Source organism: Paraburkholderia yinzeri (assembly GCF_046581065.1).
Classification (GTDB): Bacteria; Pseudomonadota; Gammaproteobacteria; order Burkholderiales; family Burkholderiaceae; genus Paraburkholderia.
Map to the genome: position 1 here is coordinate 619,611 of NZ_JBFOCJ010000002.1, position 12,523 is coordinate 632,133.

General features: G+C 66.4%; 4 protein-coding genes. All 4 read right to left on the bottom strand.

All coding sequences use genetic code 11. The features are described 5' to 3' along the window. Positions 1 to 104 precede the first annotated feature (104 nt). The 4 genes from uvrA to WJ542_RS19965 all read right to left on the bottom strand — a co-directional run bounded on the left by uvrA (position 105) and on the right by WJ542_RS19965 (position 12,477). Positions 105 to 6,017 (bottom strand): excinuclease ABC subunit UvrA, encoded by a 5,913-nt coding sequence (gene uvrA / locus WJ542_RS19950; RefSeq protein ID WP_411191172.1) that lies wholly within the window; start codon positions 6,015 to 6,017, stop codon positions 105 to 107. Positions 6,018 to 6,377: 360 nt separating this feature from the next. Next, complete coding sequence (locus tag WJ542_RS19955) at positions 6,378 to 8,411, bottom strand: arabinofuranosidase catalytic domain-containing protein (protein ID WP_411191173.1); 2,034 nt, start codon at positions 8,409 to 8,411, stop codon at positions 6,378 to 6,380. A gap of 434 nt (positions 8,412 to 8,845) precedes the next feature. Further along, positions 8,846 to 11,206 (bottom strand): tetratricopeptide repeat protein, encoded by a 2,361-nt coding sequence (locus WJ542_RS19960; RefSeq protein WP_411191175.1) that lies wholly within the window; start codon positions 11,204 to 11,206, stop codon positions 8,846 to 8,848. A gap of 173 nt (positions 11,207 to 11,379) precedes the next feature. Beyond that, positions 11,380 to 12,477 (bottom strand): NADH:flavin oxidoreductase/NADH oxidase, encoded by a 1,098-nt coding sequence (locus WJ542_RS19965; protein ID WP_411191176.1) that lies wholly within the window; start codon positions 12,475 to 12,477, stop codon positions 11,380 to 11,382. Positions 12,478 to 12,523 lie beyond the last annotated feature (46 nt).

Sequence of the window (12,523 nt, forward strand, 5' to 3'; positions counted from 1 at the left end):
GCTTGCTGCAAGCGGAACCGATCATACCGTGCGCTCGCCGCACAGATCAAGCGGTTTCAGCACGGCGCGGCCCGCGCAGGTGCCGCCCCGCGCCGCGCCCCGCTTCAGTGCGAAGTCGCTGCGCGGCGGTCTGCGCGCGCCGTCTCCCCTTCCACGCCGTTTTCCTCCGTACGCGCACGCGCGAGCACCGGTGCGAGTGCCGCGCCCGTGTGACTGGCCGGCACTTTCACGAGTCCCTCGGGATCCGCGGCGGCGACGATCGTGCCGCCGCCCACACCGCCCTCGGGACCGAGGTCGATGATCCAGTCGGCTTCGGCAACCACGTCCAGATCGTGCTCGATGACGACCACGCTGTGCCCCGCGTCGGCAAGACGATGCAGCACCCGGATGAGCCGCGCGACGTCGGCCATGTGCAGGCCGACCGTCGGCTCGTCGAGCACGTAGAGTGTGTGCGGCGCCTTCTGCCCGCGGCGGGTGATGTCGTCGCGCACCTTGCTCAGTTCCGTGACGAGCTTGATGCGCTGCGCCTCGCCGCCGGAGAGCGTCGGCGATGGCTGTCCGAGCGTGAGATAGCCGAGGCCCACGTCCTTCATCAACTGCAGCGGATGCCCGATGTTCGTGATCGCCGCGAAGAACTCGACGGCCTCGTCGATCTCCATCGTCAGCACCTCGCCGATGTTCCGGCCGCGCCACGTCACCGCGAGCGTTTCCGAATTGAAACGCTGGCCGTGGCAGACGTCGCAAGGCACCTTCACGTCCGGCAGGAAGCTCATGCCAATCGTGCGCACGCCCTGGCCTTCGCACGCCGGACAGCGGCCGTCGCCCGTGTTGAACGAGAAACGCGAGGCGCTATAGCCGCGTGCGCGCGCTTCGAGCGTATCGGCAAAGAGACGCCGGATGGCATCCCACACGCCGATATACGTGGCGGGGCACGAACGCGGCGTCTTGCCGATCGGCGTCTGATCGACTTCGAGCACGCGGTCGATGCTCTCCCAGCCCGTGATCGAGTCGCAGCCTTGCCATGCATGCGCGACGTCGAGCTTCGGCTTCGTCGCGCTGCGCGCGAGCACGCTCGAACGCTTCGCCGCAGCCGCCTTGGCAACAGTCGGCGCCTCTCCCTGCGCGGCCTTGCGCGCCCGTCGCTCGGCCGGCGAAGACAGCACCGAACGGCCCACGGCGTCGAGCAGGTTGGAAAGCAGCACGTCGCGCGCGAGCGTCGATTTACCCGAACCGCTCACGCCCGTGACCGCCACGAGCCGGCCAAGCGGAATCTGCGCCGTGACGTTGCGCAGGTTGTGGAGGTTGCCGCCGTGCACGGTCAGCCATTGCGCGGGCACGGCCTCGCGTCCCGCACGCGCGGGCTTCACGTCGCGGCGAGGCTGCAACGGATGCACGATCGGATACGCGAGATAGCGGCCGGTCAGCGAATCGGGCTGCGCGGCAAGGTCGGCCACCTTGCCCTGGGCGACCACGCGGCCGCCGCGCTTGCCGGCACTCGGCCCGATGTCGATGATGTGGTCGGCGCGGCGAATCGTATCCTCGTCGTGTTCGACCACGACGAGCGTATTGCCCTTCTCGCCCAGGCTGCGCAGCGCGTCGAGCAGGATCTGGTTGTCGCGCGGATGCAGACCGATGGTCGGTTCGTCGAGCACGTAGCACACGCCCTGCAGATTGCTGCCGAGCTGCGCCGCCAGCCGGATACGCTGCGCCTCGCCGCCCGAAAGACTTGGCGCCGCGCGATCGAGGCTCAGATAGCCAAGACCCACCTCTTCGAGGAACTGCAGACGGCTCCTGATTTCGCTCACCACGTCACGCGCGATCTGGGCATCGCGGCCATCGAGCTGCAACGTGTCGATCCACTTGCGCGTGTCCGCGACGGTCCATTGCGCGACCTCGACGATGGCATGCTCGTCGAAAGTCACCGCACGCGCCACCGGATTCAGACGCGTGCCGCCGCAATCCGGGCAGGGCGTTTCGCCGACGCCTTCCGGCTCCTGCTCTTCCGAAGGCAGCGTCTGCTCGCGGCCGCGGCCATCTTCGGCCACGATGGTGTCGTCGTAGGCCGCGCGCTGTTCGCGCGTGAGCGCGAGGCCCGTTCCCACGCACGAGCCGCACCAGCCATGCTTGCTGTTGTACGAGAACATGCGCGGATCGAGTTCGGGATAGCTCGTGCCGCACACGGGGCACGCGCGCCGCGTCGAGAGCACCTTGACGGTACCGACACGCGCCGTCGATCCGCCGTTGCCAATCGCCCGCTCGAGTCCGTCGAGCGGCGCGAGCAGATGCACGATGCCCTTGCCCGCCTCGAGCGTCGTGTCGAGCAACTGGCGCAGTTGCGCCTCGTTTTCAGGCTCGATCACGAGATCGCCCACGGGCAGTTCGATGGTGTGCTCGCGGAAGCGGTCCAGCTTCGGCCACGGCGCGACCGGCACGAACTCGCCGTCCACGCGCAGATGCGTGTTGCCGCGTGCCTTGGCCCATTTCGCGAGATCGGTATAGACGCCCTTGCGGTTCACGACGAGCGGCGCGAGCAAGCCGACATGCTGCCCGCGATGCTCGCGCAGCAGTTGCGCCACGATCGCGTCCACGCTTTGCGATGTCACGGGCGTGCCGTCATGCACGCAATGCTGCACGCCGAGCTTCACGTAAAGGAGCCGCAGGAAATGCCAGACCTCGGACGTGGTCGCCACCGTGCTCTTGCGCCCGCCGCGCGAGAGGCGCTGCTCGATCGCGACCGTAGGCGGAATGCCGTAGACGGCGTCCACTTCCGGGCGCCCGGCAGGCTGCACGATCGAGCGCGCGTAGGCATTCAGCGATTCGAGGTAGCGGCGCTGCCCCTCGTGGAACAGAATGTCGAACGCGAGCGTGGATTTTCCGGACCCCGAAACACCGGTGATCACGTTGAAGCGCCCGTGGGGAATATCCACGTCGAGCGCCTTGAGATTGTGTTCGCGCGCGTTCACGATACGCACCACGTCCTCGCCCTGCACCTCGCGTCTCGACTGCGCGGCCCGCAACGCCGTTTGCAGCGCCACGCCCTCTTCTTCCGCGACGAGCGCACCGGCGCCGCTGCCGAGCGCCGCCTCGTAGCGTTCGAGTGCCGCGCCCGTATGCGAGCGTGGGCAGGCGATCACGTCGTCGGGCGTACCCACGCAAACGACTTCGCCGCCGGCGTCACCGCCTTCCGGGCCGAGGTCGATGAGCCAGTCGGCCGCGCGGATCACGTCGAGATTGTGCTCGATCACGAGCAGCGAATGGCCGCCCGCCAGCAGCTTGCCGAATGCGCGCATCAGCTTGGCGATATCGTCGAAGTGCAGGCCGGTGGTAGGCTCGTCGAACATGAAGAGCCGTCCGCCCGCAGGCACCTTCTTGCCGCCCCCCTGCGCGGTCTCGGCCAGATAGCCCGCCAGCTTGAGGCGCTGCGCCTCGCCACCCGAGAGCGTGGGCACCGGCTGGCCGAGCTTCACGTACTCCAGACCGACATCCACGATAGGCTGCAGCACGCGCAATACTTCGGCATCCTCACTGAAGCAGTGCACCGCTTCGCTCACGGTCAGATCGAGCACGTCGGCCACCGAAAGCAGGCGCCCGGCGCGCTCGATCTTCACTTCGAGCACTTCTGCGCGATAGCGGCTGCCCTCGCAGTCGGGGCAGCGCAGGTACACGTCGCTCAGGAATTGCATCTCGATGTGCTCGAAGCCCGAGCCGCCGCAGGTCGGGCAGCGCCCCTCGCCCGAGTTGAAGCTGAACATGCCCGCCGTGTAGCCGCGTTGCTTCGCGAGCGTGGCCTTCGCAAACAGCTTGCGGATCTCGTCGAACGCGCCGACGTAGCTGGCCGGGTTCGAACGCGCGGTCTTGCCGATCGGCGACTGGTCGACAAACACGGCGTCGCTGATTTGCTCCGCCCCGCCCAGCTTGCGATAGATCCCCGGCGATTCGGTGGCCTTGCCGAGGTGCCGCGCGAGCGCCGGATACAGCACGTCCTGCACGAGCGTCGATTTGCCCGAGCCCGATACGCCCGTCACGACGACGAGCCGCTGCAGCGGAATCTGCACGCTCACGTCGCGCAGATTGTGCTCGCTCGCGCCTTCGAGCAGGAGGCTCGGCGTCGACGCATCGACGGGACGCCGCGCCCAATGCGACGCGTCCGCAACGGCGCGGTGGCCGGCCAGGTACTCGCCGGTCAGCGTGCCGGCCCGGCGGATAGCGTCGGGCGTGCCGTCGAAGACGATCGTGCCGCCGCGCTCGCCCGGCCCCGGTCCCATGTCGATCAGGCGGTCGGCGGCGAGCATCACCGAAGGATCGTGCTCGACCACGACGAGCGTATTGCCGGCGTCGCGCAGCCGCTGCATGGCCTCGACGATACGGTTCAGGTCGCGCGGATGCAGGCCGATGCTCGGCTCGTCGAGCACGAACAGCGTCTTCGTCAGCGAGGTGCCGAGCGCCGTGGTCAGGTTGATCCGCTGCACTTCGCCACCCGAGAGCGTGCGGCTCTGGCGGTCCAGCGTGAGATAGCCGAGCCCCACGTCGCACAGATATTTCAGGCGCGTGCGCACCTCGGCGAGCAGCAGTTTCAGCGCGTCGTCGAGCAACGCGGAGGAGAGCGAAAGATTGTCGAAGAACCGGCGGATGCGCTCGATAGGCAGCAGCATCACGTCATGCAGCGTGAGACCGGGCAACGCTTCGAGCTGCGCGCGCGTCCACTCCACACCGTACGGCAGGAAGCGCGCTGCGGGCGCGAGAACTTCATCGGCGTTCTGCTGCGTGCCGAGACGCCATAGCAGCGCCTCGGTTTTCAGGCGCGCGCCGCCGCAAGTCTCGCAGGGCGTATAGCTGCGGTACTTCGAAAGCAGCACGCGAATGTGCATCTTGTACGCCTTGGACTCCAGATACTGGAAGAAGCGCTTCACGCCGTACCACTGCGACTGCCAGTTGCCGCGCCAGTCGGGCGCGCCGTTCAGCACCCAGTCGCGCTGCGCCTGCGTGAGTTCCGACCACGGCGTATCGCGCGGAATGTCCGCCTTGGCGGCGTAGCGCATCAGGTCGTCCTGGCATTCCTTCCAGGCGGGGGTCTGCAGCGGCTTGATCGCGCCGCCGCGCAGCGTCTTGCGTGCGTCCGGAATCACGAGGCCCCAATCCACGCCGATCACGCGGCCAAAGCCGCGGCATGCGTCGCAAGCGCCATAGGCCGAGTTGAACGAGAACAGCGCGGGCTGCGGGTCGGCGTAGCGCAGGTCGCTGTCCGGGCAATGCAGGCCGGTCGAGAAGCGCCAGATCTGCGGCTGTGCCTGCGCATCCGCTTCGCCGTCCGCCAGCACGTAGACGTTCACGCGGCCCCCCCCGCGCTTGAGCGACGCCTCGATCGCCTCGATCACCCGGCTCTTTTCCGCGTTCTGCAAACGGAAGCGGTCGGCCACCACGTCGAGCACCTTGCGCGTCCCCTCCGCCGTCTTCACCTCGCGCTGCGCCTGCACGCGCGTATAGCCGCTCGCGGAAAGCCATTGCGTGACCTCCTCGTCGGTGGTCGTGTCGGGCAGTTCGACAGGGAAGGTCATCGCGAGGCGCGGATCGCCGGCGGCCGTGCGCGCCTTGAGTTCCGCGTAGATCGTCTCGGGAGTGTCGTGACGCACCGGCTGCGCCGTGACGCGGTCGAACAGGTTGGCCGCGCGCGCGTAGAGCAGTTTCAGATGGTCGTTCAGCTCGGTCATCGTGCCGACCGTCGAGCGCGAGCTGCGCACCGGATTGGTCTGATCGATCGCGATGGCGGGCGGCACGCCGTCGACGCGATCGACCTGCGGCCGGTCCATGCGGTCGAGAAACTGGCGCGCGTACGCACTGAAGGTCTCGACGTAGCGGCGCTGACCCTCGGCGTAGAGGGTGTCGAAGACGAGACTGGATTTGCCCGACCCCGAGGGCCCCGTCACGACGGTCATTTGGCCGGTGTGCAGATCGAGGTCGAGGTTCTTCAGGTTGTGCTGACGGGCACCACGGATGCGAATCAGGCTATTTGACGACACGGTTTTATCGCAAAATCAAAAGGTTAGCTCACTTCCAGAGCGGCTCTGGCACGCCCTGGAACACCAGGCCTTGCACCCATGAATCGAGCCCGGGACGGGCGCGGCGGGTCGGCTCGCCGGGCGCGCGCGGCTATTCGCGCGGCTCCTCGGAGCATCGCTCGTGATAGTAGCACACTGTATATTTATACAGCCTTCAGGCGAAGCGGCGGCGTTCTGCCGGCTCAATGGCCGGAACAAAGGGACGGACTGCCGGGGGGGAACGGATGGACGAACGAATACGTCCGGAGGCGGGGGACGGATGGGTATGACCCGCCGGCGCCGCTCGGGTGAGCGGCGCCGGCGGGTTCAAGGTCAGGATAACTACATGGTCGAAGCCGTCTGGATCGACAGGCTCGGGCAGTAGTGCGTGGCGCTGAGATAGGACGCCTGCTGCGACCGGGTACCGCCGGCGCTCGAGGTCGGAGGATCGATGAAGATGGAGGCGTTATTCGATCCCACCGGCGCGGTGAAGGTCATGGTGATCTTCCACCAGTTCCCCGCTTTCACCGCCGACAGCGAAGTGGCCTGGCCCGCGCCCCACGTTCCGCGAACGATACTGCCCGTATTCGTGTTGAGGACCCAGGCGAACTCGGTGCCGTTCGAGTCGTCGGTCTGGATCGATCCGCCGGGAAATACCGTTGCGTTCGTCGTCGCCAGCACATAGTCGGTGAAGCTGTACGTCTGCCCGCCCTGGACCCGGATGACTTCATGAATGTTCGCCACCGCGGAGCCATTCGTGGCCGTGACCAGCGCGGCGCGCTGGCTGGTGCCGTAGATGTCGGGAGCAGGCTGCGCGGTTCCGCCGTTGCTCTGGCTCCACGCATCGGGAATCGCAAGGCTCAAGGGTGAATTGACCAGATTGCCCGCGTAGCAAGCGGCGAGTTCCTTGTCCTTCGGCGGGCCATAGAATTCGGCGATGCTGCCCTGGATGGCGTTGTCCGTCGTGTCGGTGGTCGCCTTCGTGAGGACCGCGCCTTCGAAGAACTGGATCGGCGCCGAGCTGCCGTCCCCGCCTTCGCCAAGTGAAAGGCCGCCCTGCCATTGGCCGTTGAAGGCATGGCCCGCGTCGTTACTGAAGTTGTAGGCTTCCGGCGGCGCTGCATCGTAGACGGCAGTGAGCACCCCCTGTGACGCCGCCCCACCCTTCACCGCGAATATATTGGACGCCGTGTTGGGCGAATACTTCGCGAGCACCGTGACGAACTTCTCCTTGGGAGGCTGCTGAGGTCCGTAGAGATAAACGCCCGCTTCCGCGTCGACACCGGGCCAGTTGACGTCGAGCCCGTTGCACACCGGGTCTTTCACGGTCGGCGCCTGACCCGAATCGCCGTCGCAGTAGCCGAATACCGCGGCCGCGCCGTCCGAGAACGCCAGCGCGAACATCTCCCCTTCGACTTCCCCATGCGCATAGGTGCTGGAATTCGCGCTGCTCTCCATGTTGCCGTAGGTCCCGCAACACGTCGAAGACTGGTCGTAGTGCGCGCCCGCCACCATGTATTCGGCGATATCGGTATCGCCGATCGACTGGTTCACGGTCCCGAAGCGGTTCCGGTACGCCTGCCCAGCCAGCGTCGACAACGCCGGGATCGTCCCGCCGTTGAGCGGTACCAGCGCAAGCTTCGCTGCTGAGCCCGTCAGCGCCGGCAGATCGTTGCCGACGGTCAACTGAAGGGTGGGCGATTGCGTCGTCAAGGCAACCGGCGGCTGCGACAACTGAACCGTCAGGGTTCCTGAGCTTCCGGGCAGCGTGATCGTCGCGAAGCCGTTGAGGACCGGCACCGTGACCGGGCTTTGCGAACCAGGACCGCTGCTCGGCAACGTCAGCGACTCGCCACCGTTCTGATTCAGCGTGAGCGTTGCGGGGACATTGCCGTACGCACCGCCTTTGAGCGCCGCGACACGGTCGATCTGATCGTAGAGATACGACACCGAGCACGTGGTGTTGTTGCAGAAGGCATTCACACTGCCGAGGTTGGTCGTTCCGACCAACTCACGGCGAGCACCGCCTGGAAGCGTGGCCGACGTGTAGGGATAGATATCCTTCGTGGTGTTATCCGAGGCGCGCAAGATCTGGAACAACGGCCCCGTATAGGTCTTTGTCAGCAAACGAGTCACGCTGTGGGCCGCCGAGCACGGCGTGCCCGCGGCGGCAGCGGCGTCGCACGGCAGCGGTGTCGACGTCCCGACTTCCGCGGACGCCGCCGCATTCGTCTGCGCCGCGGCGCTCGTTGGTGCAACGCTCGAATTCGCCACACCGGCGACCTGGGATCCGGACGACGAATCGCCATTACACGCCGACAGCGCGAGGGCTGCCGACAACAACAGAGAAACCAGTCCAACTGTTCTACACGCCATGATTCCCTCCAATAAGCCAGCGTTGCTTTACGCGCTTATAACGCAGGATTACTAAACGATTCACGAGTAACAGTTACCGACGACGCACGACTGATCAGCATGAATTACGCGAAAACAGGAGCGCGCGATGAGACGCCTGCAATGCGTCGATCGCGGCCCTTGGCGCAAAACTCCCCTTCGCCATCCGCGCGGGTTAGCGCCGGATTTCGGATAGGGATTTCAGGTGGGAACGGTGCGCTCTGGGTGGCGCACCTCACGGTGTCACGAAGCCGCCGCGCTAATAATATTACTCATTATTATTAAATATTGCCCTGGTAGATTCCCGTAGGTTTTGCAAACACCTTCGATATGCACATGGCATGCGAACTACGCCATGGAGGCGGCAGATATTATTACTAATATCGATCGAACATCCGGGGTCGCAGCCGCCGAAGTCAGATGGCGCGATGACGCTGCGTCCACATCGCTTCGTAGGCGGCTTCGATATCGCGCGCGAAGCGCGCGCCGTCCATCAACGGCGAACCTGTCATGCGCGCGCGCAGACAGGAACGCAGCGCCGCAAGGCGCGGCAGATCGTTCGCGAGATCGACCGCGGTTTCGGCGAAAGTCTCGTCCGAATCGGCGGCGAGCGCTTCGAGGCCCAGGTTGACAAGCTGGCTCAAGCCCGCGCGCCCCGCCACCGTCGGGCCGATACGCGTGACTACCGGCACGCCCATCCATAGCGCGTCGAGCGTCGTGGTATGTCCGTTGTACGGCAGCGAATCGAGGCCTATGTCGATCTCGTGATAGCCGCGCAGATAGGCATCGCGTGCCCTGAACGGAACGAAGCGCGCACGGACCGGATCGATTCCCGCCTGAGCCAGCCTCGCGCAGATCCGTCGTCTCGCATCGCCCTCCGGTGCCATGAGCACGAGGTGTGCTGACGGCAAGCGTGCGAACACGCGCGCCCATAGCCGCAGCGTTGCCGGCGTGAGCTTGCAGGGGTTGTTCAGGCTGCCGAACGTAACGTGTCCCGCGCTGGCGGCCGGCAACGGATTCACTTCGGGCTCCATGGCAAGCGGGTCATAGCACCAGAACGTATGCGGCAGGCGCCAGGACTGCTCGCTGTAGTGAGCATCGTGCGCGGGCGGGTCGAGATGCGGATCGGTGATCCGCCAGTCGATCGCTCCGATACCCGTGGTGCCGGGATACGCGAGCCATGCCACCTGCACCGGCGCCGGCTTGCGCGCGAACAGCAAAGGCCGGCCATTGCCCATGTGCATGGTGAGATCGATCAGGATGTCGATGCCGTCCGCGCGTATCTTCGCCGCCAGCGCCGCGTCGTCCAGCGTGCGCACGTCGTGCCAGGCCTCCACGCAGGCGGCTAGCCGCGCGGTCGTCGCATCGGGGCGCGCGACGCTCGAATAGGCGTGAATCTCGAAGCGCGTCCGGTCGTGATGCGCGAAGAGCGGCGTTGTGAATAATGCCTGGCAATGCTCACGAAAATCCGCCGATACGTAGCCAACGCGCAGGCGGCGCTCTCCGGAGGGCTCGATAGCCGCAAGCACAGGCATCGGCACGACTGGCGCGGCGTGCCGTGCGGCCCACCCGCGCGCCGCTTCGAGTATCGCGCCCGAGTCGAACGACTGGAACGACAGCGCGTAGACAAGGTTGCTGTGCGCGATCAGATTGCCCGGATCGCTTGCAATGGCCCGGCGAAAGCACGCGATACCCTCGTCGAGGTCCCCGCTGTCCTTGAACACATTGCCGAGATTGTTGAGCGCGGACGAATGCGCCGGATCGAGTTCGAGCGCGCGGCGCAATAGCGCGTGCGCGTCGTCGAGTCGGCCTAGCGTGCGCAACAGATTGGCCGCGTTGCTGTACGGGTCGACGAAATCCGGGCGCACACGCATCGCCGTTTCGAAAGCGTCCAGCGCCGCGCGATGATCGCCAAGCTCGCGGTACACGTTGCCGAGGTTGTTCGCAGCCTCGGCATGGGCCGGATCGAGCGCGAGCGCGCGAAGATACTGCGCTTGCGCATCGCGAAGGCGACCGAGAGCATGAAGCGCATTACCGTAGTTATAAGCCGCCTGCGCGAAATCCGGATCGCGTGCCACGGCGCGCGCGAGCACATCGGCTGCCTCGTCGGGGCGCCCAAGCCGGGTCAGCAGCACGCCGAGATTGACCATCGCCGTTGGCGCATCCGGCGCGGCCGCCAACGCGGCCTGCAGCAAGCCGAGCGCCTCGTCATGGCGTCCCTGCGCCTGCAGAAGCGTGCCGAGATTCGTGAGTGCGTTCGCATCGTCGGGCCGCACGGCCAACGCATGCCGATACGCCGCCTGCGCCCCATCAGCGTCACCCGACAGCCGAAGGCAGTTCCCCAGATTGTTCGAGGCGTCGGCCGACCGGGGATCGCATTGCGCCACCCTTCGCCACGCATCGGCCGCTTCGATCAAGGCGCCCTGCGCCTGCAGCGTCGTGCCGAGCGCAAACCACCATTCGGCCGAGGTGCCATCCTCTGCAAGCAGGCCGCGGAGAAGCTCGGCCGCTTGCGCGTGTTGCCCGCCCATTGCGCAGGCTTGCGCGAGCGCCTCGCGATAGCGCCGATATCCGGGTCGAAGCTCCAGCAAGCGCTGCAGCCGGACGCGTGCGGCGGACGGCTGGCTTTCCTGCAGATCCAGCACGGCCAGCCGGAACATCGCGTCGGCATGCGCGGCGTCACGCTCCAGCTGCGCCATGTACAACTTGCGCGCGGCAAGCAGATCGCCTGCGAGATGGGCCTCGCTGGCGCGCTCGAAGAGGGGATCGTTGGGCATCCGGTTTGTGCGGGTCGGGTCGCGTTCGGTAGGACTACGGGGTGCGTGGCGCCACGCGCCAGCCGCAGCGCGAGCATAGCCGCCAACCCGTTTCCTTCGTTTACCAACCCTTACCACAAATTACGGAGGACATGTAACCCGATCCGCCGATACCCTGTACCGCAGCCAATGAATCAGCCGACCTTGTAGCGCTCGAGCCAGTGCGCGTAGGGCGCGGGCAAGGTCCAGGCGGCGCGCTCGACACCGAGTTCGCGCGCAGCATGGTAAGGCCAATGCGGATTCGCGAGATGCGCACGGCCCACCATCACGAGGTCGAGCTGCTCGCTCGCCACCGAACGCTCGGCCAGCGCCGGCGTATCGATGCCCCATGCCGAAGCGACCGGCAATCCGGTGGCGCGGCGCACTTTCTGCGCGATCGGCGCGAGGAACGCGGGAGCCCATGGAATCTGCGCAGTCGGCGTGGAAAAGCCCACGCTCACGCTCAACATGTCGAGCCCTTCGCGCCGGAAACCCTTCGCGAGCTCGATCGACTCGGCCAGCGTTTCGTCGTCGCGGCCGTCGTATTCGATCACGCCGAAACGCGCGGTCAGCGGCAGGTGCTCCGGCCAGACCTTGCGCACGGCCGCCAGCGTTTCCAGAAGGAAACGGCTGCGGTTTTCGAGGCTGCCGCCGTAGGCGTCGTCACGCTGGTTCGAGTGTGTCGAGAAAAAGCTCTGGCCAAGGTAGCCATGGGCGAAGTGCAGTTCGAGCCACTCGAAGCCGGCCGCGAGCGCGCGCCTCGCCGCCGCGACGAAATCCTCGCGCACGCGGGCGATGTCGTCGAGCGTCATCGCCTTCGGCACCTTCGGTAGATGAGCGCCGAACGGAATCGCGGACGGCGCGATGGTTTGCCAGCCGCGCGCGTCGCCCTCGGGAATGTGGTCGTCGCCTTCCCAGGGACGGTTCGCGCTGGCCTTGCGGCCCGCGTGCGCGATCTGGATGCCGGGCACCGCGCCGGCAGACTTGATCGCGGCAACGGTCGGTGCAAAAGCTTGTGCCTGTGCATCGTTCCACAAGCCCGTACAGCCCGGGGTGATACGCCCTTCGGGCGATACGGCGGTGGCTTCGACGATCACGAGGCCCGCGCCGCCGCGCGCGATCTGCGCAAGATGCGCACGATGCCAGTCGTTGATCACGCCGTCGACGGCCGTGTACTGGCACATGGGCGGCACCGCGATGCGGTTGCGCAGGGATACGTCCTTGAGCTTGAACGGTTCGAACAATGCGGACATCTACTGCTCTCCAGATGGACGCAGGCCGTGGGCAGCACGGCGCCTG

Coding starts and splice junctions, on each gene's coding strand:
- WJ542_RS19955 (WP_411191173.1), bottom strand. CDS start 8,411: ATGGCGTGTAGAACAGTTGGACTGGTTTCTCTGTTGTTGTCGGCAGCC.
- WJ542_RS19960 (WP_411191175.1), bottom strand. CDS start 11,206: ATGCCCAACGATCCCCTCTTCGAGCGCGCCAGCGAGGCCCATCTCGCA.
- WJ542_RS19965 (WP_411191176.1), bottom strand. CDS start 12,477: ATGTCCGCATTGTTCGAACCGTTCAAGCTCAAGGACGTATCCCTGCGC.